Here is a 23,882-nt window from a genome sequence, read left to right as displayed (position 1 = left end):
CGTAACAAAAATAATATCTTGTCACGCTTTTGATTACTTATTCAGCTCATAGTATAAAATCCCTTCTTCGTTAGTCTTTTTTGCTTTTCCTGTAAAGACTAAATGCTCTAAATGGGACATTGCTTCTCCTGATGCAAACCATTTTTGTGGATTTGGGAAGTCCTCCCAGCAATCATATCTTAATTCCCAATGCATATTGGCAGCTGTATCCCTTACTGTTTTTTTACCATATTTTAAAATTTCTATAATCTCACATAGGCGTTTTTCATGATGTTTAAAGAGTTCATCAATTCTCTTTTTATGATTTCTTATAATATTTCTATGGGCTGAAAAAAGATAATCTATATCATATTCATATACCTTTTTCAAACTATTGAAATAGACCTCTAATATATCATTATATTCGAAACCCCAAAATGCTATATTAGGAGTTATTTTGTCTAAAATATGATCTCCACAAAAAAATATTTTATGCTTTTTTTCATAAAGACCAATGTGTCCTGGAGTATGTCCTGGAATATCGATTATTTGGAAGGAATAGTCTCCAACATTTAATACATCACCTTCTTCAAGTGGAGTAAATTCAATAGGTTCCTTTGGACAATATTTTTCTCCTGGATGATCAGCAAAGGATATTTTATCTTTTTCTAGATCAAACATTTTTATATATTCTTCAAGTTTTTTCCAATATTTTGTTTCTGTCATTTTATTAATCATTTTTCCATCTATTTTACTTGCATAAATTTTGACTCCTTCTTTATTCAAAGCAGCTGCAAGACCTGAATGATCTGAGTGCAAATGGGTAACAAGCAAATCAGTTTTATTAAGTTCGATTCCAAGTTCTTTAATTCCTTTAAATAAAGTCTCCCTACATTCTTTACAATTAAACCCTGTATCGATAATTAAATTTCTATCCTCAGATAATATAATATAGCTATTAACTGCTCTTAAAGGATTATTGGGTAAGGGAATCTCATTTTTGTAAATATTCGGATATGATTTTTCCATAATTTTATCACCTTTATCATTTTATTTTGTAGTAGTTTCAATGGCTACTTAAATTTTTTAACACTATTTTATTATATTGAATTTGTTTGCCTTTTTCAAATCTTTGAATTAACAGTATCACCGCAATAAATTTTAAAGTATAATATATTTAAAGCTGGGTATGTAAATAATAAAGATAAAACACAAAAAAGGGGGTTTTTTATGGCGGCTTATAGAAAAAATAAAATACAAGAAAATATAATTACTAATAATATGAAATATTTGATACTAGGCGGTTATGCCCTTTCTCTAATTATATTTGGTTTATTAACAGACACACCTGAAAAAATATTAAAAGGACTCTATAATATTTTAACTGAGCCTGATACCCTAATAACGGATTATATAGGTGTAGGAGGTATAGGTGCATCCTTTATTAATTCTGGTCTTTTAACCTTAATATTTCTCTTTATATTATACAAGTTAAAGTTAAATATTAATGGTGTTTCCATTGCTTCACTATTTTTAATAGCTGGTTTTGGACTCTTCGGAAAGAACCTTCTAAATGTATGGTTCATTATTTTAGGGGTATATCTATATGCAAAGACACAAAAAAATAAATTTTCCAAGTATATTTATATCGCTCTATTTGGTACAGCTATGGGTCCAATGGTTACTGAAATATTGTTCAGTACTACATTAAGTAAAGCTATAAGTATACCTTTAGGTGCTATTGTTGGAATAAGCATAGGGTTTATTCTACCACCTCTATCTACGTATTTATTAAGAGTTCATCAAGGTTTCAATTTGTATAATATCGGATTTACTGCAGGAATGATTGGAACTGTTTTTGTATCAATCTTTAAATCCTATGGTTTTTTACCAAGCCCTAGATTTATATGGACAAGTGGCAACAACAAACTTTTAAGCGTGTATTTGTTTTTAATGTTTTTTTCAATGATACTTTTAGGATACTATTTAAATAATCGATCTTTTAATAAGGTAAAGGATATAACAACATATCCTGGTAGACTTGTAGCAGACTTCGTTATATTGGAAGGATTTGCTCCAACACTTATTAATATGGGTATAAATGGATTTATTGCTACAATCTATATTCTTTTAGTTAAAGGTGATCTAAATGGTCCTACGATTGGCGGAATCTTTACTGTAGTGGGCTTTGGTGCCTTCGGTAAACATCCTAAAAATATACTCCCAATTTTCCTAGGAGTATTCATTGGATCTTTAACAAAAATATGGAATATTAATGATCCTGCAATTCTACTAGCAGCTTTATTTGGCACTGCTTTAGCTCCAATTGCAGGAGAATTTGGATGGCACTACGGTGTAATAGCCGCCTTTATACATTCTTCTGTAGTACTCAATGTGGGAGTATTACATGGCGGATTGAATCTTTATAATAACGGTTTTGCTGCAGGTATTGTTGCTGCAATTTTAGTACCCATAATTGAAGCTTTTAGAAAGGATGATTTTTAATGAAACATGGCAAAAAAAGAATTGCAAAAATAGTAGATGAGTTAGTCACCTATTTCTTTTCCATAGGAGCAACTGATATTGATATAAATTTAAAGGAGGAAAAGGAATATTATCAAATATCTGTTAAATGTAATTATTCATGTAAAGATCAAGGAAAAATTGACAAGTTAATTAAATACTTAAAATGTGCAAAGCAAGAAGAAATGGAAGAATATTTTTGGGAGCTAGCTGGTGACAGCGATGTTGATACTGAACTTACTTTAGTAGGAATGATGACCGATGAAGCGGAAATTAGTTGCAATGATAATACAATAGAGGTTAATTTAATTAGGTACAAAATCTAGAAAAAAAAATCCCCTTAGCTCTGGTCTTAAACCATTTGCTAGGAGGATTTTTTTCTTGTGTTAGCTCTTATTAAGTAATTTTAGTTTTCTTCTTTAACTTCAAATTCTTTTTTCTTTTCATAATAGTAATATTTACCAACATCTTTACCATCTTCATCATCTACATATACTCTAACATCTTCTTCTAATTCCTCTGCTACATCCTTTGCAATCTTTTTCACAAAATCTTGGAATTTATCTTCATCTCTTTTTTCCCAATCTGAAGAGTTTATTTTAAAATTCTTACCATCCATTTCTACTTTAATGTAATCACTCTTTTTTTGTAAAGAATATTTGAATTCTAAGACCTCTTTGCCATCAGTATATTCATCATAGTTTTTCTTAATTTCTTTTTCTACATCATCAATACTCTTCTTATCGTCATCATCGTCTGAGCCTGGTTCATCTTTTACTGTGAATTCCTTCTTACTCTCATCATATTCATATTTAGCAATATATTTACCATCTTCATCATTTACATATATATCAACATCTTCATCTAATTCTTTTGCAACTTTTTCTGCAACATCTTCTACAAATTTTCTAAAATCTTCTTTATCTCTTTTTTCCCAATCTGAAGAATCTTTTTCGAAATTCTTACCTTTCATTACTACCTTAATTTCGTTATTTTTTTTCTCTAAGGAATATGTAAATTCCAAATCTTCATTATCATCCTCGTATTTTTCAAAATCATCATTAAGTGTATCTTCTAAACTAGAAAGGTCTTCATCATCATCTTCTTCATCTACTGTTCCTTCTTCATATTTCACTTCAAAATCATCTTTGCTTTCATCGTATTCATATTTTGCAGCAATTTTATTGTCTTTATCCTTTACCTGTATTTCAACATCTTTATTAAATTCATCTGCTACTTTCTCTGCAATATTCTTTACAAACTTTCTAAAATCCTTTGTATCCCTTTTATCCCAATCTGAAGAGCTTCGTTTAAAATCGTTACTTTCCATTTCTACCTCTATGTAATCTGATTTATCGTCTAAAGAATACTTAAATTCAAAATCCTCTTTCCCTTTTGTATATTCTTTATAATCATCTTCAAGTTCATCTTCCATGTCTTCAAGCCCAACTGTTTCGCCATATTCAGAGATTATTTTGAATTCCTTCTTATCTTCATCATATTCATATTCTCCAGCCTCTTTGTTCTTTTCATCATATACAAAGATTTTAATGTCCTTTTCAAAATCGTCTTTTATTAGCTTTACGATATCCTCTATAAAATCTCTAAAGTCCTTTGTATCTCTTTTTTTCCAATCTGAAGAATCTCGTTTAAAATTTTGACCTTCTATTTCTACTTTAATATAGCGTGATTTTTCATCTAAGGAATATTTGAATTCTAAATCCTCTTCTCCATCTTTATATTTTTCATAATCATCATTCAATTTCTTCTGAATATCCTTAATACTTTTCTTCTCTATAAAGGTGTATTGTTGTTTATAGTAGCTCTCATAACTATTGTTATAATTGTTATAGCTTGGAGTAGTAATCTTTTTAGCTAAATACACAGTTTTGGTATTCCCATCCCATTTAACTTCTATCCCTAAATTTTCTGAGACATCCCTTAATGGAATATATACGCTATCATTATAGATAAACGGTTCATTTGAAAATTTCAAAGGATTTCCATCAAGCTTGACCTGTATGTTATAAAAATAAGCTGTTATTTGTTTACTATAGCCAACACCAAAGGCAACGCTACATCCCATTAATAATATTAAAAGTAAAGTAACAACAAGATTTTTAGCAATTTTTTTTCTTTTAAACTTCAAGTTAATTCCTCCCTTAGTCTACAAATATTTTAAAAATATAAAGTATGTCCTTAATCCCATATCTTTATATTTTACTAATTATTACTACTCCATATTAAATTTTAACACATATATCAATGTTTTCAAAAATAAAAAAGAATTTATAAAATAAAAATAGATTCTACTTATAGCAATATGTCTTGCTTTCATCATAATTCTTAATATTTAATTACATTTTATAATTACTCTAATTTATAGATATTCAAGTAAAACAGTTAATTTGTACACATCAAAAATCCTTAAAATTTCTGGATATTTTAGTATGTATAAATTAAATTTTACTATTGGATATCTATATATATAGGCAACCAACAATAGAATGAAATTATCTCTTTATATAGACCTTATTTCTTAAAATAATCTTAAGCTTGATTAGGTATCTATGATTTAACAAATTGTGAAAATAGCTTTATAGCCATTGGTAATACAGTTATAACTGTTATTAGCCTTATTAAATGCAATAAAGCTACTTTGTGGGTTTGGGCACCATAGGCTTCAGATATCAATGTCATATCTGTAAGTCCTCCTGGAGAACAGCTAAATAAAGAAGTTACTAAATCTAATCCTGTTAATCTATGGATGATAAAGCCTAAACATATACTAAAGAGCGTTAAGCCTACTACTAAAATTAAAGCCGGAACTATTAGCTTTTTTAGACCCGAAATTGTTTCCATTGTAAAATTAAGACCAATCATTCCTCCGACTACAATTTGAGCAACCAATTTAAAATTTGTAGGAATATTGCCTTGTTCAGTGTAAATATTGTAAATTGCCACAAAAGCCATAGAACCTATTAACGCACCTGCGGGTATTCTTAGCTTTATTCCGATATAACCTCCAGCGCCTGCTATAAGAAGTGTATATATTATCCTATCCATAAAACTGCATCCCCTAGTTTTCATTGTTTTAAAATCTATGCCTTATACTTAAAATTAGGTATAACTACAATAAATTCTGACCCCTTTCCTAGGGTACTTTTAACGAAAATTTTTCCATCAAAGCTTTCAACTACATATTTTACTATCGCCAGTCCTAAGCCCGTACCCTTTACAGCTTTGCTTCTAGATTTATCTACTCTGTAAAATCTTTCAAAGATTTTTTCTTTATCTTCATCTGGTATACCAATACCATTATCCTTTACTGAAATCACGATTTTTTCTCTATCTCCATGTAATTTAATTCTTACGAAACCATTATCATTAGTATATTTTACTGCATTACTGCAAAGATTTAATATCATATTATAAAACCAATCTTTATTGCCCTTAATTTCATAATCAAAGTCATCAATATCAGTATAAAAATCGATATTCTTACTTTTATACATTGGTTCTAAAGTCTTCTTTACGATTTCAATAATTTTAATTATATTAATTTCTTCATTCTCTCTTTGTACTATAATATTCTCTATTTCTGATAGCTTTAATATATCATTTATAAGTCGTTGTAATCTAAAATTTTCTATCTCCATTATATTAATTATTTCATTAATATTTTCATCATCCAATTGTTTCCATAATTTCAATGTTTCTACAAAGCCGCTTATTGATGTTAAAGGAGTTCTAAGTTCATGGGAAACATTTGACACAAACTCATGCCTCATTCTTTCCAGTTTCCTTTTTTCTGTTACATCCTGCAATACACATAATACCCCAATTCTTTCTTTATTTAAATCATTTTTAATCACTGTAGTACGTATTTTGAGTATCTTCTTTTCTTCATTTTGCTTGTCTACTATTTCAATATTTACAGTTTCGTCAAAATCTCTAGTTCTATTTATTGCCTTAATAACCTCTTTATTTATGCAAATATTATCTATATTACTATGTATTATATTTTCATATTTTATATTTAATATCTTTTCAGCCTCAGAATTAAATAGAAGAATATTATTGTTATTGTCAACGGCAATGATTCCACTTAACATAGAAGCCAGTATTGCATCTAATTCACTATTTTTTGTGTTTAATTTTTTTATGGTACTTTTTATAACCGAAGACATAATATTAAAATTATTAGTTAAATCTTCTATTTCATCTTTAGTATTTGCATTGACACTCTTTACATAAAATCCTTTAGAAATTAATCTAGACGCAATTGTCAGTTCCTTTATAGGTTCTACAATGCGATCCACATATAAATATCCTATACAGAAGGTTATTATAAGTCCTAATGATATAGCTACAATGTTATACTCAAAAATAAGCTTATTTATTTTTCTAATCTCTTCTATTGAAGAAGAAATTCTTATTATCACTTCCTCATTATTTATTTCAATAGGAGGAAAAGCTGAAAAATAAGTTAATTCTTCTGTTAAATGATCTATCCTTTTAACCCTTCCAATTTTACCAAGATTGGCCTTTACTATCTCAGGCTTTTTAGATAAATCTTCAAAAATAATACTATTATTAAAAGAATCAGCTATTACCTCTCCATCACTTTTTATAAAGGTTATCCTCTCTCCAAAACGTTTTGAAAGTCTTTTAACAAGATTAAAATAGTTAATACCCTCTTCTCTTTTTCCCATTAAAATTAGAATATCTTCTATCAGTTTTATATTTGCATCATGCTTTTTATCCAACTTACTTATATAGTGATTTTCTACAAAACCACTAAAAATCACTCCCGTTATCAATGTGCTAATTAAAAGTAAAATAATATAGGTTAAAAGTATTTTTTTCTTCATAATTCCTCCTACTTTAGCCTATAACCCATCCCTCTTATGGTTTCTATATATTCATTTTCAGGTTTAATTGAATTGAGTTTCTTTCTTAAATTCCTTATATGCACATCAATAGTTCTTGGATCAGTGGAGCTTTCTTCTCCCAATAGTTTGCTAATTAGTAATTCCCTTGACATAGCCTTTTCTCTATTTTGGGCAAATATTGTTAAAAGCTTAAACTCCATATATGTTAAATCAATTTTTTTATTATTTTTATGTACAATATATTTCTCTAAATCAATTTCTATATCATAAATATTGATTATATTTTCCGACCCATTTTGCATTTCTATTTTCCCACCAACTCTTCTAAGAACAGCTTTTATCCTTGCTATTAATTCTCTTACTCCAAAAGGTTTTGTAACATAATCATCTGCACCTAACTCTAGACCTATTACCTTGTCAGTTTCTTCAACCTTAGCAGTCAATATGATAATAGGTATATGTCTAAGCCCATTATCCATTCTGATATTTCTACAAATTTCAAAACCATCGGTATCTGGAAGCATTAAATCTACTATCATCAAATCTGGCTTTATCGTTTTTGCAAGAGTAATTGCTTCTTTTCCTGTCAATGCATATTCTACCTCGAAGCCATGCAACTCTAAATTCATTTTCAAAAGCTTAATAATATTAATCTCATCATCAAGAACTAGAATCTTTCTTTTTCTCATTTTAATCCCTCTTAACATCTAATATGTATATTTCTATATAAATTTTACTACTACTTAAATAAGTATAATATTTCTAATAAAAAACATTTTATAATACTTATTTTTTATCTGTATATCTATAGTATATAATATTAGAAAAATAAAAAAAACAATTGCCTCAAAATTTACTAACTTCTCACTTAGTAGAATAATACGACATAGCTTTGAAGCTTTTGAAATTATTTATAGTAAAAATTTATTTGCATTAAAGTATTCAATTAACTCAATAAAGAGATGTCTTATAAGTTAACCTTAGCTTTCACGTAAGTTATAAAGACATCTCTTATAATTTTATGAATTATCCTAAATTATACATATTGACTTCTATTATACCTTTTATCTTTTCAATTTTTCCTCTTAGCTCTTCTCTATCTATGTTTACAGGAGTTTTAACAGATAAAGCAAAATTAATTACTTCACCATCTTCACTTATTTGCCTATCATTGAATTTAATATCTTTAATTGTTATATCATTATTTCCCATTAAACTTCCTATCTCTCCTATAAGTCCCGTTCTTTCTTTGCAAGTTACTTCAATAATATTATATTTTTTACTAAGCAACCTATGTTCAAAAAAACCTAGGGCCATTAGAGAAAATAGTACTATAATTGTTGTTATAGCTCCTCCAAGATAAAATCCATTTCCAAAAGCCAGTCCTATCCCAGCTGTTACCCATATGCTTGCAGCAGTTGTTAGTCCTTTGACATTGGATTTCTCCCTCATTATAGTTCCTGCACCTAGAAAGCCTATACCACTAACAACTTGAGATGCTAATCTAGCTGGATCACCTCCTAAAAACCCATACATAGATATTGACATAATAAGAGCTGAACCTGCTGAAACAAGAATATGTGTTCTAAAGCCACCTGCCTTATTATGATATTCTCTTTCTATGCCAATCAATCCTCCACATATTGTGGCCAATACAAGTCTAAATATAATTTCATTATTTGTAATCATCTGAAACATCCTTTTTTATTTTGATAAAGCATATAGAATTTATATAGTAAAACTTAATTTATACATGTACAAATACGCAGTGTTCCTAGGCGTTTTGGACGTGTATAAATTAAAGTCTTTACTTAAATTCCTATATTATAAAACTATCCTTTACAACATGTAAACATAGTAATTTCTAGCTTCTTTATCCATACTATTTTCAAAGCTTTACACTGAATCAACCCTTTCCTCTGTTCTTTGTAATTTATTCATAAGCATCGGTGAAAATATCGAAATTATACTTAATATTATAAGAATGAAACTTAATGGACTTTTAAATAACGCTGTATAGCTACCATGATTCATCATCAAGCTTCTTTTCAATCCTGCTTCTCCTATTGGTCCTAAAATAAGGGCTAGAACCACAGCTGCAGGGTTTAAACCAAATTTTTTAAACAAATACCCAATAATTCCAAATGTAAACATTACCCATACATCAAAAATATTATTATTTATAGAATATGATCCTACAACGCTAAGGGCAAAGATTATTGGTATTAAATAGTTATTTGAAACTCGAGAAATTTTTGCAAAATATCTAGAACCAAATAATCCTAATATAAGCATGAATATATTAACTATAATAAATCCTGCAAAGAATGTATATGTTACTTTCCCATGGGTTGTAAATAAATCAGGTCCTGGTTGTAATCCTTTAATTAATAAGCCCCCAAGCAAAACAGCTGTTACACTATTTCCTGGAATCCCTAGTGTCAAAGTAGGGATTAAAGATCCTCCTGTTACAGCATTATTTGCAGCTTCAGCACCACAAATTCCTTCAATACTTCCCTTCCCAAATTCACTTTTATTTTTTGAAAATCTACGTGCCTCATTATACCCAACAAAGGAAGCAATTGTTGCTCCTGCTCCTGGAAGTATTCCAATGATGCTTCCTAAGACTCCAGATCTAAAAATTGTTGGAATTAAGAGTTTTATTTCCTTTACTGAAAGTATAACCTTGTCATCAAAATCATTAGCCTTTGCAACTTTCTTAATAGCTTTTTCCGCAAGAATTAATACCTGTGACATAGAGAATAACCCTATTAAAGTAGCTGTAAATGGTACTCCCGATATCAGATTCATACTTCCCATTGTGAATCTAGGTCTTCCAAGCATAGGATCCATTCCAATTGTAGAAATAATAAGTCCTAAAGTTCCTGAAATTAAACCCTTTATAATAGATTTTGTGCTGACGCCAGCGATTATAGTAAGTCCAAATATAGAAAGCCAAAAATATTCTGCTGGTCCAAATTTTAGAGCTAGCTTAGCAAGTAAAGGTGAGAAAAAATAGAGGGCAATAGAACTTATTAAAGCTCCACCAAAGGAAGATATAACTGCTGTTCCTAAGGCTTTACCAGCCTTTCCTTTAAGGGTAAGTTGATAACCATCAATCGCCGTCGCCGCTGCAGCTGGAGTTCCAGGTGTATGAATCAGAATAGCTGATATAGAACCTCCAAATATTGCTCCACAATATACACCTGCTAATGCAATAAGTCCTGTTTCTGTGGGCATTGTAAATGTTGCTGGAATCAAAAGAGCTACTCCCATAGCTGCAGAAAGTCCAGGTAACCCTCCTACTAAAATCCCTGCAGCAACACTCAAAAACGCTGCAATAACATTAGTAAAACTTAATGCGTTAATAAATCCATATAATATATCATTCATATATTCCACCTCTATCAATCTATTATGTTATTTAACTAAAATATAAATCCCTTAGGTAACGGTACTCTTAGCAAGATTTTAAATATTATAAAAACAAAAATACAGAATCCTATAGTTGTTAAAAAAGCGTATAACTTTTTAGTCTTTAATCCTAAAAGACATATAATTATAAAAATAAAGGTTGATACAAAATAGCCAAGTATATTAATAAGACTTACATAAACGAATGAAACTGAAATAACAAAAAAATACTGTTTGACCTTCATATCTTCAAAAAGATTTCTGCCATTATCTTCATATTTAGTCATTGCTGTCTTAACCAAGAAAATTAATGACAGTATTGATAAAAGTATAGCTACAAACTTAGGATAAAATGCTGCCTTTTCTGGAATTTGGGAGGTTAATAAATAATATGTTATAGCTATTCCCATTGTAGTAAATCCTAATTTTATATCTGCCTTTTTCATTTCTTGCCCTCCTTAAAAATAATAGTAAAAATTTAGGTATTATGAATACTTATGTTTTACATATAATTTTACTTGAGTAAATAATTATTAATTAAAAGAGATGAATAGAAAATTCATCTCTTTACTTTAATGCTAGTCTAAATCTAATTTGGTAGTTATTTCCTTTAGGTAAGCTTCTTGCTTATCCATAAAAGTCCGAAGCTCTTCTGGTGACATATATTTAATCTGAAGATTTGAATTTTTTGCTGCTTCCATGTGTTCTGGTAATTCGATAGTTTCCTTAAGCATATTATGTAATTTTTCAAGTATTTCATTAGGTACTCCCTTTGGAGCTGCTAAAGCTCTTGCAGAACCAAATTGAATATCATATCCTTTTTCCTTTAATGTAGGTACTTTAGGAAAATCCACTAATCTTTCTTCAGTATATGAAGCTAGTAGTCTTAACTCACCATTTTTCACAAGATTTGCAACTTCACTTATCTTTGCAACAGTAGCATTAACATGATCTCCTCTTAATGCTGCAAGCATATCCTTACTTCCACCAAATGGTACATGTGTAACTTTAATATCAGCCTCATAAGCTAAATGAGCTGCTCCTATATGGTTTGATGCTCCTGTTCCATTGTTAGAAATAGTTATTTTTTCTGGATTTTTCTTTGCATAGTCAATAAACTCCTCTAATGTTTTCCATTGACTATCAGCCTTAACTACTAAAACTCCAGCATCATACACATAATTCATAAGAGGTTCAACGTCATCCTTCGTATATTTAGTATTCCTACTAAGAGGTAAACTAACAAAGGTAGGAAGATTAATAAAACCAATTGTATATCCATCAGGCTTTGCATTAACAAGTTCAGTAAAACCAAGTTCACCGTCTGCACCTGGTTTATTAATAATTACTAATGGCTGTTCAATTGTTTTTTGTGCCGCTGCTGTTAAAACACGAGCGCCTCTATCAGTACCCCCTCCAGCTTTATAGGCAACAATAACCTCTATTGGTTTTTCAGGAAACTTATCTGCTGGTGAAGTTTCTTGATTTGCATCCCTTCCTGTTTCCGACTCTTGTTTCGATGAGCAAGCAACAAAATTTAAAGCTAAAAATAAACTTAAAATGACGACTATGAGTTTTTTCATATTTTTTCTCCTTTCTATTTCTTTATTAATATAATATTAAGAAAGATACGTTATATTAATTTTGTGTTAATGAAATATTAATATTATATTAATTTAATGTTAATGCTATCATATTTAGAATATTTTGTCAATGATTTTGTTAAAATATTTCGAAAATAAAATCAACTTTAAATAATTTCATTTAAAGTTGATTTTATTTTAATTTAAAATATATGGCATAATTAGTTCAACATGGTCATTAAATTAACCCTATGTTTCATAATCAATTCTTAAAGCTATGCACAGGAGCAGGTATTCTTCCACCTCTCATTACGAAATTATCACTTGAAAACTTGCTAACTGCCATAATTGGAGCCCTTCCTAAAAGTCCTCCAAATTCCACTTCATCACCAAGTCCTTTTCCATATACAGGAATTATTCTTACAGCAGTAGTTTTCTTATTTATAACTCCTATTGCCGCTTCATCGGCTATAATAGCTGATATGGTGTTATCGGGCGTATCTCCAGGTATTGCAATCATATCAAGCCCCACAGAGCAAACACATGTCATTGCCTCCAGCTTTTCTATATTAAGGGAACCAGCTTTTACTGCATTAATCATTCCTTCGTCTTCACTTACAGGAATAAAGGCTCCGCTTAATCCTCCTACATGGGATGAAGCCATTATGCCTCCTTTTTTAACAGCATCATTTAAAAGTGCCAATGCTGCAGTTGTTCCATGTCCCCCACAGCTTTCAATACCTATTTCCTCTAAAATTCTTGCAACACTATCTCCAACGGCTGGGGTTGGTGCTAAAGATAAATCAAGTATTCCAAAGGGAACATTTAACATCCTTGAAGCTTCCATAGCCACCAATTGACCTGCCCTTGTAATCTTAAAAGCTGTTTTCTTTATGGTGTCGGATACAACATCAAAGCTTTCTCCCCTTACCTTTTCAAGGGCAGCCTTAACAACACCAGGCCCACTTACTCCAACATTTATTACACACTCTGCCTCTCCGACACCATGAAATGCTCCTGCCATAAATGGATTATCTTCAACTGCATTTGCGAATACAACCAGCTTTGCACATCCTATGCTATTGCTATGCCTTGTTAAATAAGCTGTTTTTTTAATTATTTTTCCCATATCTCTAACCGCATCCATGTTTATACCTGATTTGGTATCACCCACATTTACTGATGAACACACCCTTTCCGTCTCTGCAAGAGCCTGGGGTATAGATTCTATAAGTATTTTATCTGCCTTTGAGTAACCCTTTTGTACAAGGGCTGAGAATCCACCGATAAAATTAATCCCGACAGCTTTTGCTGCTTTATCAAGGGTCTTTGCAAACTCTACATAATTGTCATCATTGCTTGCTCCAGCGACTAATGCAATAGGAGTTACAGATATTCTTTTATTTATAATAGGTATACCATACATAGTTTCAATATTATTTCCAACCTCAACTAGTTTTTCAGCATATCTAGTTATTTTATCATATATCTTTTTTCTAGCTCTTTTGCCATCTGCATCACAGCAATCTAATAGTGATATTCCCATTGTAATAGTTCTAATGTCAAGCTTTTCTTTTTCAATCATTTTTATTGTTTCTATTATATTATTAAACTTACCCATAATATTTTCATCTCCTACTATTAAATTTTATGCATCACATTAAATATATCTTCATGCTGTATCTTAACGGACATACCAATCTTTTCACCAGCATCATGAAGCTTATCCTTTAACTCAATAAAATTGATATCCATTTTTTCAAGCTCAACAATCATTATCATGGTAAAATAATCCTGTAAAATAGTTTGACTTATGTCTAGAATATTTACCTTGTTTTCTGCTAAAACCTTTGAAATTTTTGCTATAATACCTATTTTATCCTTTCCTATAACTGTAATAACTGCTTTCATTATATTTTCCTCCCTTTATCAAATCATCTAATTGCTTAAGCACATAGTGGAAATTATTTCATCCATAATAGCAATAAATTTATAATTTCCTATGTATTATAAAAATAAAAAGAGACTAAATCATAATGAAATAGTCTCTGGAAAACATAGTTAAATCAAAGATTTTTAATTTACAAAGGTTTTTCAAATCAAAAAACACTTATAAATCCTTGACATTCCTAAATCCCCTGTCCTTTTACCTGAGAGTTTCACCAATGTTTTGGTTTTCCCCTTCGGTGCTCAGACGAGTCTCTCCAGAGGCCTGTCCAATAACGGTTGCAGCTTCTACTTCCGCTATCTTCATCCAGTAATGATAATGACAATAAAACCATTATCCAAGTATTAAATTTTATAAAATTGATTCTAGCATAAAATCACTACTAAAATCAATACTTTTTTGAATATCAATAATTTTTTATGTGCAAATATAAGAAATACATGACTTTAATACTATAATCTACTCATTATTAGACCCAATAGTACTAAAGCAAAGTATATTCCCACATATAAAGCTATTCCCTTTTTGAATAGTCTTTTATAATACTTATACCAAAACTCTCTATTATTTTCTTGACTATAAGAATCGAGTCTATTTCTTTCTTTCATTATCTCATAATTAATCGATATCTTCATATCATTATATATGCTTCTACATTCTTTACATTCCTTAAGATGTTCAATAACTAATTCCTTTGTTATATCAGAGCATACACCTTCTTCATAAAGGGGCAGGAGATCTAAAACAACTGAGCATTTCAATACTTCTCACCTGCCTTTTCATATAATTGTCTAAATTTTATTCTGGCTCGATATATTGTTATCTTTACCTTTGATAAACTGCACTGGAGGATGTTAGATATCTCTTTATAGCTCAAATTATGTAAATCACATAAAATTAGGACACTGCGGTATTCATCATTCATATTTGAAAGTACATTTTTTATATTGTGTGCTTCTTCATAGCTTTCAATTATATCTAATGGGCTTTTATTTTCAACAAGGGCTTTGTATGCCTCTTTACCTTCTATTGATACACATTTATATTTTACTTCCTTCCTACACCAAGATACATATTCATTATGAGCTATTCTGTAGAGCCAGGTTTTAATACTAGATCTTCCTTTAAAGCTTGAAAGTCCCTTAAAGGCCTTCAAAAACACCTCTTGACAAAGTTCTTCGGAAACTTGAGGATTATTTGTATGATTATAGAGATATGAATATATATGTGACTTATATGCAATATATATTTCTTCAAGGCTATTTATACTATCTTTCATTATTTTATTCTCCTAACCTATACGAACAGCCAAATCGATACCCATGCCGCAAGAAATATTATAACTCCAATACCTAACTTAAATACTAATTTAACTCTTTTTATTAAAGCCTTCTCTTTATCAGTCAAGGATATATTTTCAAAATCCTCATTATCTTCTTTATAAGTATCCATCCATGACTTGCAATCACTACATGTAAGAAGATGGTCATCAACCCATTTCTTTGTCTCCCCTTCTAAGCCATCCTTTCCATAAAACTTAATCAAGTCTTTTATTACAAAGCACTTTTTTCTATTCACCTATGACACCGTCCTTATAACCATATACCTCCTTTATATCTCCTGTATATGGATCTACAAAATACACATGATGTTCTACTTTACCGAAGGGAAATACTACAATCATCCAATTATATTTATAATTTTCATCATTATCACTAGTAAGTGCCATCATTATTCTTTTATTATATATTTCAAAGGGCTTATAGTATTTACTAACTAAGTTCAATGCTTGTCTTCTAGAAATAGGAAAATCATCCTTTACAAGATATTTTTCTCTATTTATAACTCTTTTACCTTTATTAAATCTTATTAATTTCCCATGTGAATTTAAAGCTATATTTATATAATAGCTATTTAATTCATCAATAGGATATATAAATTCATAATATCCTTTACTGCCTTTATCAATTCCTCTTTTAAATATTTCAAAATCATATTTTGACCATTCTTTACATATTTCACTTAAATATTTTTCAGCTACTATAAGCCCTTCTTCATAGGACCCATTGAATATATCCTCATCATCATTCCTTTCTCTTTGAAAGCTCACAACTTCTCCATTCCTATCCAATAATATATGATCTTTATTTTTCAAAATTACCTCTAATCGGTAGGGATCTCCAGGGAAAAACCCAAAACCTTCATGTATTATTATATAGGGCTGTGAAGTTTCTCCAAGATCAAGATACCAATTTTTAATTATTTTTTCTATATCTAAGCCATCTAGTATTTTTTTTGAATTACTGCTGGCTGCAAAGAAATTATATCCATTTTCAAAGCCAGCCAAAGCACCATCCTTATACCAAGAAATGCTTGAATCCGCAATATAGTCATTGGTATTATCCTTTAAAAGACTTCCATCGGTGAATTTTTTATTGAAGTTTACCTTAAAGCTGCTATCTTCCTCACTTATTTCAATATCAATTTCCTTTGGGTTAAAATCAAGTCCTACATTATTGAGCCAATCAATCGAAAGCTGCTGAGCGTCTTCTTTCTTTAAAAGCATCTTCTTATCCTTTATTTTATGACAGCCTATACGATTGACAGTAAGAAGTGTACCCTCTGTTGAAGCTACCTGTACCCAATAATCTCCTATCTTAAGGTCATAGCCATTGTGAAAGTTTTCATTTATTGAATATTTCGGTCTAATTTTATCTGTTGTATTTCCAGTAGTAATTCTAGCAACCTCTTCAGCTCGCTTTAAATTGGTAAGGGGTGTACCTATGTAGAAGGTTTCTCTTACTTCATATTTTCCCAAATCAGTTCCAATATCCCAAATATTATAAAAAGGATTTGCTAAAAATATTAATAATACTGGAAATATGGATAAGACATATAGATGACTTTGCAGGTTCAAATTCTTTTTTTCTATTATTACTGATAACATACTCCGAGTTCCTTCATAGGAAGCTAGCAGCATTAAGAAAATCTCTATTATAAAAATAGGATTATATTCTGCTTCACTATAGCCAAGTATATTAAACAGAATTATTGGAGATATGGCTGCTGCGAATAATAAAATATAGCTCAATATATTTTTCTTCCAATACATTCTAAAGAATAAATAAATAGATAGAACTACTATTGAAATATATACTATTATTTCAATAGATTGTTGTATCTGACCTTCTAGGATTACATGTATCAATATTGGAAAAATGTTAAATATAGGTATAATCATCATTCCAATATCAAAGGTATAGAAGAACCCCCTATATTTTGATTTTTCTATGGTCAAAATATAATATATCCCCACTACCACCATATAACCTAATAAAAGCAAGTAATTAAGATGCTCAAGTGCATCTTCTTTTGATAATAAATCAGCGCCTTTAAGGGGATATATGGACATTTGATGATACAATTCTACTGTAAAGGCTATAAGCATGAGAATCCTTATAGCCACCCCTGCCAATGCCATATTTCTGCCATAATCCTTTTTCTTAATAAATATATAATATAGACTGACAATGGCCATTAATAGTATAGAAGTACCCATTAAAAAAATTGTTGTCTGACTTAAAATTCTGTGCTTAGTAACATGCCATATAATTTTTTGTATTATGTTCATAAATTTCTACTCCTTTTCTTTATTGAGGCCTCATTACTATAGACGCTATTGTTATTAAAAAGTTACATCAATAAAGAAAAAAATGCTTAAAGCCCAGCAAATTACTTGCTGGGCTTTTTGATATCTATAGAATCCTTTTAGCTTTTTTCCTGTAGAACTGCTTTTAATTCTTTTTTCTGATTTCCATTTCTAATAATTTTTATTATAACCTTATCCCCTACTTCTTTGCTTTTTATTAACTGGGATAGCTGCTCCATGGAGAATATTTTTTCGCCTTCAAACTCGATTATTACATCGCCTTTTTTAATACCTGCAATATCAGCAGCACTTTTTTCTATTACATCAGCAACAAAAACTCCCATAGGCAATTCATAAAGCTCTGAAATATTTTTATCAATATCCTTGCCATATATTCCAAGATAAGGTCTCGATACAGAACCATTCTCTACCAATTCATTAATTATAGGCTTTGCTGAATTAATCGGTATAGCAAATCCTATTCCTTCAACCTTTGTGTCAGTAATTTTTATTGTATTTATGCCTATAACTTCACCATTTATATTTACAAGTGCGCCTCCACTATTACCTGGATTTATAGCTGCATCAGTTTGAACAAGCTCTAATTTCTTATCTGGAAGCCTAATTTCTCTATTTAGGGCACTGATCACCCCTACCGTTACTGTATTATTATATCCCATAGGATTTCCAATAGCTATTGCCGTTTCACCAACCCTTAATATATCTGAATCGCCTAATTTTGCAGCTACAATTTTATTTGCTATATCTTTCGGTATATCTTTTTTGTCTATTCTTAATACTGCTAGATCAGTTTCTGAATCAATTCCAACAATATTAGCTGGTGCCTTTTTGTTATTATATAATGTTACCAATACCTCTGCTGCCCCATCCACAACATGTTCATTTGTAACTATCATGACATCACCATTATTTACATCGAATATTACTCCAGAGCCTTGACCTTCCTGAACATATTGATTATCAAACCAATCTCTCACCTTAACCTTACTTGTAATAGCAACTATTGAAGGTCCTACCTCCTCAGCTATATCGGCTATAGGCGAACTAGTTTGATTATATTTTACCTTTTGTGCCAAAGATGAATCAATAATTTCAGTTTGATTTTCTTCTTTTACTATTCCATTATTTTGAGCATATCCTGATAAATAGCTTTCGCTAAATTTATAGCCTACTCCTATTGAAAAACCTCCAATAATTGAAAATATAATCCCAAATATCAATATGTTTTTAAAAGATTTTCTTCTTTTTACTGGTCTACTTTTTACCTCTACTATCTCTTTACAATCCCTCAGAAATTCATTTTTATTATCAAACATATCTATACCTCCTTAATTTCTAAAATTATTATAGTTATATAATAAAATATAAAATTTAAGAAAATATGAATATTTTGTGAACAAATCAATAGAATTATGAATTTATATTTGTTAACGTAAAAGTAAATACAGTTCCTTCTTCTTTATTACTCTTTGCCTCTATATCCTCTCCATGGTTTTTAATAATAGCCTTTACAATAGATAAGCCTAACCCTGAGCCTCCTTTATCTTCTCCTCTAGATTTATCTAGTTTATGGAATCTATGCCATATATATCTTAGATTTTCATCGTCGATTACTTCTCCTGTATTTTTTATCGAAATAAAAATTTTATTTTTTTTAATTTTAGTCCCTAAACTAATTTTACCGCCATACTCAACAAATTTTATAGCATTATCAATAAGATTATATACAACCCTTGTAATCTGCTCTATATCTGCATACACTAAATCATTTCCTTCAGTTAAATGAAATTCTACATTAATATTTTTTTCTATTAATCTAGTTTCATGTTTTTCTATTTCATTGACTAGTAAATTATTGATACTAAACTCTGTTTTAGATAACTCCAATTGCCCACCTTCCATCTTAGATAAGTCTAAAATATCATTTGTCATTTTAGTTAATCTTTCAGTTTCCTTAAGGACAATATTTAAATATTTATCCTGTTTTTCTCTTGGAATAGTTCCATCTAAAATTGCTTGAAGAAATCCCTTGATGGAAGTAAGTGGAGAACGAATATCATGAGATAAATTGGATATAAATGTTCTACGCAATTCTTCTAGCTTATTGAGCTCTACAGCCATATAATTGAAATTCTGTGCCAGTTGACCTAATTCATCCTTTCTGGTAATGGTTAATCTCCTCTCAAAATTCCCCTTTGAAACAAATTTTACTGCATCATTTAAATTTTTAATATCCTTTTTTAAGTCTTTAGATAAAAAAAATACAGCTATACATGCTATTAATATGGAAAAAATAAGCCCTGTTATAGTTATTCTATATACATCTGATACAGTTCTTTTTATTTCAGGAATTGAAGAATGCATAAACAGTGCCATTACAACCTTCCCATTAATTATTATTGGATATCCAATGGTAAGTACAGGTTCTTTAAAATAATTTCTAAATTGTCCCTTCCTTTTTATTATATATCCTTTAAATACTTCTTCTATATCTTCATAGGGAAGTTTTGCACCCATCCATATAATATCATTAAGTTGAGGATCAACATATATTTCTCCTTTTCTATTTACCCACCATATTTGAGCATTTAAATATTTATCTAAAGCCTCCATTTCACTCTTTAAACTTTCTATATACCTTGGACCTCTTTCGTAAACCAAGGAGTACTGTTCTTGAATTTTTTGACACTGCTCAATCAATGTTTTTTCTTTTTGACTCATAAAGTATTCTTCAAAGGTGGTTGATAATATAAATATCAATGCTATAAAGCTTATTAAAATAACAGCTATATAGATTATAAACATCTTACCAAATAGTGATTTCAACTTAGTATCACCTCATCAGTCTAGTATAAACTTATATCCTACACTCCAAACCGTTTTTATTTGCCATGGATCTTTTTTGTTTAATTTCTCCCTAAGTCTCTTTATATGAACATCCACAGTTCTTGTTTCTCCTACGAAATCATACCCCCAAATATTATCAAGTATTTGTTCTCTAGTAAAAACCTGATTTGGATTAGAGGCTAGAAAGTATAATAGCTCTAACTCCTTTGGGGGTATTTCTAATTTTTTTCCATGATATATGATTGAGAAATCAGATAAATCTATAGTAAGATTCGGTATTACCAATTGTTTATTGTCTATATTTTTTGATTTATATCTTCTTAATACCGCTTTTACTCTAGCTAACAATTCCTTTGGTTCAAAGGGTTTTACAATATAATCATCTGCTCCAAGCTCTAATCCTAAGACCTTATCAAAGGTTTCACCCTTCGCCGTAAGCATTATTATGGGAGCATTGCTTTTTTTTCTAATCTCTGTACATACTTCATATCCATCTACCTCGGGAAGCATAATATCTAAAATTATTAAATCTGGTGTAAATAAGCTAAAATCCTTTAAAGCCTCTACTCCACTATAATATTTCTTTGTTTTATATCCTTCTTTATTAAGATATAAAGATATTAATTCTGCAATATTTTCATCATCATCAACAATCATAATCTTTATGTCTTTATTCAAAATAAATTCCTCCTTTATAAATCATAGAAAACTTTCTTATTATTCTTATATTATAATCTTTTTTTCTTGATTTCTATGAAATTTATAAAAGTTCTTGAAAAAATTCTAAAATGTGATATAATTTATAAAAGGGTTATGTATATTTATACATGAAAATGTATAAATTGTACTCTTTTTTATTAATTTTGTTCAGCGAAACAAAAATAAGAGGAGGCAAAAAAATGAAGGGTTATTTATTATTAGAAAATGGAAGCTTATTTGAAGGTAAAATTATTAGTCAAACAAAAAATATTCTTGGAAATGTTTTATTAGACTACAAAGGAACTATTAAGCTAGAATGTCAGAAAACTGGAAAATGTGGCTTAATCACTAATACTTCAAATGATAAAGCAGCAGATATATTACTATCTGATATAAATTTTCAAAGTTTAAAATCAATGATTGAAAAAAATAATATGCTCCAAGGTAAAATCGTAACGGATTCTTTACCTATTGAATATCATATGTATGATTTAAAAACTTTTATACCTGTATAATAAAAGCGTCTGATGACGCTTTTATTATTTAGGTATCTATTTTAATTTCTGTCCATTTTTTACTCTTAAATCTTATAAAAATAACTATACAAAAGATAAGAAATGATATTATTTCTCCATACCATACTCCTTCTATTCCTTTATCTAATACTATAATAAACAAATATGTTAAGGGAACAAACACAATCCATAATCTAAGTAGGGTTATTATCATAACGCTAAATGTATCTCCTGCTCCACGAAGTGCACCCGACATAACAATCATAAAGTTTAGTAATGGTTGATTAATCCCTATAAAGTACATGGCTGTCAATGAAATCATAATAATTTTCTTTTCAGGTGTAAATATACCTACTAAGGCTTCAGGAAGAATAAAAAATACCAATCCAATGAGAATACCCCATAACAGCCCTAAAGTAGCAGCTGTATATCCTGTATTCGATGCCTTTTTAATGTTCTTTTCACCTAAAGCTTTTCCAACCAATGTCGCAGCAGCAATAGATAATCCAACTGCTGGCATGAATGAAATAGATTCAATATTGATTAAAATACGAAAAGCTGCTTCAGAGTTTGTATCTAACTTTGATACAATAATACCTACTATAACAAAGGAAATTTGCATTAGTGCTTGTTCAATTGCTCCTGGATAACTTAAATTCCATAAAGGTTTCAGTATGTTTTTTGTAACCTTCATATCCTTCATCTTAATACGGACACGTCCTTTTTTCATAAATAGGATATTTACATACATAATAAGGGCTATTACTCTTGAAATAGTAGTAGACCATGCAGCACCAGCAATACCCATTTCTGGAAAGGGCCCAAATCCAGTAATCAACATATAGTTTCCAATAATATTAATTACATTTGCAATACCCGTAATTATCATAGGAGCCACAGTATTTCCAGCTCCCCTCAAAATCGCTGCACAGGAAAATGATAAAAACATGAATATCATTCCAAGTACAATAATATAAAAATAATTTAATGCTAGACCATATACCTCCCTTGAAATATCGTATATGCTAAATATTTCATGTGCAAATAAAAATGCTAGTATTGTAATTATTATACCTATTAATACATTGATACAAACTGCTTGTCCTGCAATGTTATTAAGCTTAGGATAATCTTCTTCACCATAAGCTCTCGATATCATTGCTGTAGCTCCTGTATTGAATGAAGAAAAAATAAAAATCAATGTGAAAACTATTTGATTTGCATAGCCTACAGCAGATAAAGCCTTCGGTCCTATAAAACGACTAATCATCAAGGTGTCAGCTAACCCAAGTAAAGTATTTAAACTCATTTCTCCAATAGCTGGAAGAGCAATGGTAATAATGGAAGTTAATAAAATCCTATGAGCTTTTATAAATCTTTTTAATCTACTCATCTACATCACTTTCTTTACTTTATTTTTTCATGGTAAAATTTATAACAAAATCCTTTGGTTTAAAAATTATACCACAATTAGTTTGCAAATTGGATATAAATATTATTATGTAAGAAAAAATTTATATTTGATTCCAGTGAAAAAAGTCAAAAATTGATTTTTTTATGCAAATCAATCATTTGAACTTGCATAATTGTAGGGATTTTTAATGCTTAATTGTGATTTTTTACAAGTATACAGATAAAGAATTTCAAAAAAATCCTCAAAAAAGTTTTTTGCATCAGAATCATATTTAAATTTGATAAAATACTGTATTGATAATTGGTAGGTGATGATAAGAAGTGAATAGAAACGACTTTATATTTTCCATAGTAGAAATAACTAGTGTTTATGTGGTCTTTATGGAATTAAGTAAA

At 29.7% G+C, this 23,882-nt stretch carries 22 protein-coding genes and 1 riboswitch; of the genes, 3 read left to right on the top strand and 19 right to left on the bottom strand.

Annotated elements, in window-relative coordinates:
• Positions 1–33 precede the first annotated feature (33 nt).
• The gene (locus BUB36_RS01160; RefSeq protein WP_330390360.1) at positions 34–1,008 is read right to left on the bottom strand and encodes an MBL fold metallo-hydrolase; all 975 of its coding nucleotides are present in this window, start codon (positions 1,006–1,008) and stop codon (positions 34–36) included.
• Between the two features lie 201 nt (positions 1,009–1,209).
• Here BUB36_RS01160 and BUB36_RS01155 point away from each other — a divergent pair, with 201 nt between their 5' ends.
• Both BUB36_RS01155 and BUB36_RS01150 read left to right on the top strand, forming a co-directional pair.
• Positions 1,210–2,484, top strand: a complete 1,275-nt coding sequence (locus BUB36_RS01155) for a DUF1576 domain-containing protein (protein ID WP_073146555.1) — start codon at positions 1,210–1,212, stop codon at positions 2,482–2,484.
• On the top strand, positions 2,484–2,828 hold the full coding sequence (locus BUB36_RS01150; protein ID WP_073146554.1) for a hypothetical protein: 345 nt from the start codon (positions 2,484–2,486) through the stop codon (positions 2,826–2,828). Before BUB36_RS01155 ends, BUB36_RS01150 begins: the two co-directional genes overlap by 1 nt.
• 80 nt (positions 2,829–2,908) lie before the next feature.
• On the opposite strand, the gene BUB36_RS01145 is transcribed toward BUB36_RS01150, so the two are convergent.
• The 17 genes from BUB36_RS01145 to BUB36_RS01065 all read right to left on the bottom strand — a co-directional run bounded on the left by BUB36_RS01145 (position 2,909) and on the right by BUB36_RS01065 (position 21,537).
• On the bottom strand, positions 2,909–4,651 hold the full coding sequence (locus BUB36_RS01145) for a copper amine oxidase N-terminal domain-containing protein (RefSeq protein ID WP_073146553.1): 1,743 nt from the start codon (positions 4,649–4,651) through the stop codon (positions 2,909–2,911).
• A gap of 419 nt (positions 4,652–5,070) precedes the next feature.
• Positions 5,071–5,568: an AbrB family transcriptional regulator gene (locus tag BUB36_RS01140; protein ID WP_073146552.1), complete on the bottom strand. Its 498-nt coding sequence runs from the start codon at positions 5,566–5,568 to the stop codon at positions 5,071–5,073.
• 35 nt (positions 5,569–5,603) lie between these two features.
• The gene (locus BUB36_RS01135) at positions 5,604–7,376 is read right to left on the bottom strand and encodes an ATP-binding protein (protein ID WP_073146551.1); all 1,773 of its coding nucleotides are present in this window, start codon (positions 7,374–7,376) and stop codon (positions 5,604–5,606) included.
• A gap of 8 nt (positions 7,377–7,384) precedes the next feature.
• Entirely contained in the window at positions 7,385–8,086 is a 702-nt protein-coding gene (locus BUB36_RS01130; protein ID WP_073146550.1) for a response regulator, read from the bottom strand.
• A 337-nt stretch (positions 8,087–8,423) separates the two neighbouring features.
• Entirely contained in the window at positions 8,424–9,086 is a 663-nt protein-coding gene (locus BUB36_RS01125) for an MgtC/SapB family protein (RefSeq protein WP_084111575.1), read from the bottom strand.
• Positions 9,087–9,293: 207 nt separating this feature from the next.
• Positions 9,294–10,790 (bottom strand): tripartite tricarboxylate transporter permease, encoded by a 1,497-nt coding sequence (locus BUB36_RS01120; protein ID WP_073146548.1) that lies wholly within the window; start codon positions 10,788–10,790, stop codon positions 9,294–9,296.
• 35 nt (positions 10,791–10,825) lie between these two features.
• Entirely contained in the window at positions 10,826–11,257 is a 432-nt protein-coding gene (locus BUB36_RS01115) for a tripartite tricarboxylate transporter TctB family protein (RefSeq protein ID WP_073146547.1), read from the bottom strand.
• Between the two features lie 132 nt (positions 11,258–11,389).
• Complete coding sequence (locus BUB36_RS01110; RefSeq protein WP_073146546.1) at positions 11,390–12,394, bottom strand: tripartite tricarboxylate transporter substrate binding protein; 1,005 nt, start codon at positions 12,392–12,394, stop codon at positions 11,390–11,392.
• A gap of 262 nt (positions 12,395–12,656) precedes the next feature.
• Positions 12,657–14,015 carry a PFL family protein gene (locus BUB36_RS01105; RefSeq protein ID WP_073146545.1) on the bottom strand — a complete coding sequence of 453 codons (1,359 nt, stop codon included), beginning with the start codon at positions 14,013–14,015 and terminating at the stop codon, positions 12,657–12,659.
• Positions 14,016–14,035: 20 nt separating this feature from the next.
• Entirely contained in the window at positions 14,036–14,305 is a 270-nt protein-coding gene (locus BUB36_RS01100) for an ACT domain-containing protein (protein WP_073146544.1), read from the bottom strand.
• Positions 14,306–14,522: 217 nt separating this feature from the next.
• Positions 14,523–14,612, bottom strand: a riboswitch (glycine riboswitch).
• Between the two features lie 182 nt (positions 14,613–14,794).
• Positions 14,795–15,103, bottom strand: a complete 309-nt coding sequence (locus tag BUB36_RS01095) for a zf-HC2 domain-containing protein (RefSeq protein WP_073146543.1) — start codon at positions 15,101–15,103, stop codon at positions 14,795–14,797.
• Positions 15,100–15,621, bottom strand: a complete 522-nt coding sequence (locus tag BUB36_RS01090) for an RNA polymerase sigma factor (protein ID WP_073146542.1) — start codon at positions 15,619–15,621, stop codon at positions 15,100–15,102. The genes BUB36_RS01095 and BUB36_RS01090 overlap by 4 nt, the downstream gene beginning before the upstream one ends.
• Before the next feature lie 17 nt (positions 15,622–15,638).
• Positions 15,639–15,920 (bottom strand): hypothetical protein, encoded by a 282-nt coding sequence (locus BUB36_RS01085; RefSeq protein ID WP_073146541.1) that lies wholly within the window; start codon positions 15,918–15,920, stop codon positions 15,639–15,641.
• Positions 15,913–17,973: a hypothetical protein gene (locus BUB36_RS01080; protein ID WP_073146540.1), complete on the bottom strand. Its 2,061-nt coding sequence runs from the start codon at positions 17,971–17,973 to the stop codon at positions 15,913–15,915. Before BUB36_RS01080 ends, BUB36_RS01085 begins: the two co-directional genes overlap by 8 nt.
• A gap of 137 nt (positions 17,974–18,110) precedes the next feature.
• The gene (locus tag BUB36_RS01075) at positions 18,111–19,328 is read right to left on the bottom strand and encodes a S1C family serine protease (protein WP_073146539.1); all 1,218 of its coding nucleotides are present in this window, start codon (positions 19,326–19,328) and stop codon (positions 18,111–18,113) included.
• Positions 19,329–19,422: 94 nt separating this feature from the next.
• Positions 19,423–20,838: a sensor histidine kinase gene (locus BUB36_RS01070; RefSeq protein WP_084111573.1), complete on the bottom strand. Its 1,416-nt coding sequence runs from the start codon at positions 20,836–20,838 to the stop codon at positions 19,423–19,425.
• 15 nt (positions 20,839–20,853) lie between these two features.
• Entirely contained in the window at positions 20,854–21,537 is a 684-nt protein-coding gene (locus tag BUB36_RS01065; RefSeq protein WP_084111571.1) for a response regulator transcription factor, read from the bottom strand.
• A 221-nt stretch (positions 21,538–21,758) separates the two neighbouring features.
• On the opposite strand from BUB36_RS01065, the gene BUB36_RS01060 reads away from it, so the two are divergent.
• Positions 21,759–22,073, top strand: a complete 315-nt coding sequence (locus tag BUB36_RS01060) for a hypothetical protein (RefSeq protein ID WP_073146538.1) — start codon at positions 21,759–21,761, stop codon at positions 22,071–22,073.
• 28 nt (positions 22,074–22,101) lie between these two features.
• Here BUB36_RS01060 and BUB36_RS01055 read toward each other — a convergent pair whose 3' ends face one another.
• Complete coding sequence (locus tag BUB36_RS01055; protein ID WP_073146537.1) at positions 22,102–23,466, bottom strand: MATE family efflux transporter; 1,365 nt, start codon at positions 23,464–23,466, stop codon at positions 22,102–22,104.
• Between the last annotated feature and the right edge of the window lie 416 nt (positions 23,467–23,882).

The organism is Paramaledivibacter caminithermalis DSM 15212 (assembly GCF_900142245.1).
In the GTDB taxonomy this organism is placed as follows: domain Bacteria; phylum Bacillota; class Clostridia; order Peptostreptococcales; family Caminicellaceae; genus Paramaledivibacter; species Paramaledivibacter caminithermalis.
Note: the sequence above shows the minus strand (reverse complement) of the source record. Positions and strands in the feature narration are given on the sequence as shown.

What these genes read in the sequence shown, in the direction of transcription:
- BUB36_RS01090 (WP_073146542.1), bottom strand. Translation starts at nt 15,621, where the DNA reads ATGAAAGATAGTATAAATAGCCTTGAAGAAATATATATTGCATATAAG.
- BUB36_RS01080 (WP_073146540.1), bottom strand. Translation starts at nt 17,973, where the DNA reads ATGAACATAATACAAAAAATTATATGGCATGTTACTAAGCACAGAATT.
- BUB36_RS01150 (WP_073146554.1), top strand. Translation starts at nt 2,484, where the DNA reads ATGAAACATGGCAAAAAAAGAATTGCAAAAATAGTAGATGAGTTAGTC.
- BUB36_RS01155 (WP_073146555.1), top strand. Translation starts at nt 1,210, where the DNA reads ATGGCGGCTTATAGAAAAAATAAAATACAAGAAAATATAATTACTAAT.
- BUB36_RS01060 (WP_073146538.1), top strand. Translation starts at nt 21,759, where the DNA reads ATGAAGGGTTATTTATTATTAGAAAATGGAAGCTTATTTGAAGGTAAA.
- BUB36_RS01110 (WP_073146546.1), bottom strand. Translation starts at nt 12,394, where the DNA reads ATGAAAAAACTCATAGTCGTCATTTTAAGTTTATTTTTAGCTTTAAAT.
- BUB36_RS01130 (WP_073146550.1), bottom strand. Translation starts at nt 8,086, where the DNA reads ATGAGAAAAAGAAAGATTCTAGTTCTTGATGATGAGATTAATATTATT.
- BUB36_RS01055 (WP_073146537.1), bottom strand. Translation starts at nt 23,466, where the DNA reads ATGAGTAGATTAAAAAGATTTATAAAAGCTCATAGGATTTTATTAACT.
- BUB36_RS01115 (WP_073146547.1), bottom strand. Translation starts at nt 11,257, where the DNA reads ATGAAAAAGGCAGATATAAAATTAGGATTTACTACAATGGGAATAGCT.
- BUB36_RS01105 (WP_073146545.1), bottom strand. Translation starts at nt 14,015, where the DNA reads ATGGGTAAGTTTAATAATATAATAGAAACAATAAAAATGATTGAAAAA.
- BUB36_RS01135 (WP_073146551.1), bottom strand. Translation starts at nt 7,376, where the DNA reads ATGAAGAAAAAAATACTTTTAACCTATATTATTTTACTTTTAATTAGC.
- BUB36_RS01120 (WP_073146548.1), bottom strand. Translation starts at nt 10,790, where the DNA reads ATGAATGATATATTATATGGATTTATTAACGCATTAAGTTTTACTAAT.
- BUB36_RS01140 (WP_073146552.1), bottom strand. Translation starts at nt 5,568, where the DNA reads ATGGATAGGATAATATATACACTTCTTATAGCAGGCGCTGGAGGTTAT.
- BUB36_RS01075 (WP_073146539.1), bottom strand. Translation starts at nt 19,328, where the DNA reads ATGTTTGATAATAAAAATGAATTTCTGAGGGATTGTAAAGAGATAGTA.
- BUB36_RS01100 (WP_073146544.1), bottom strand. Translation starts at nt 14,305, where the DNA reads ATGAAAGCAGTTATTACAGTTATAGGAAAGGATAAAATAGGTATTATA.
- BUB36_RS01160 (WP_330390360.1), bottom strand. Translation starts at nt 1,008, where the DNA reads ATGGAAAAATCATATCCGAATATTTACAAAAATGAGATTCCCTTACCC.
- BUB36_RS01125 (WP_084111575.1), bottom strand. Translation starts at nt 9,086, where the DNA reads ATGATTACAAATAATGAAATTATATTTAGACTTGTATTGGCCACAATA.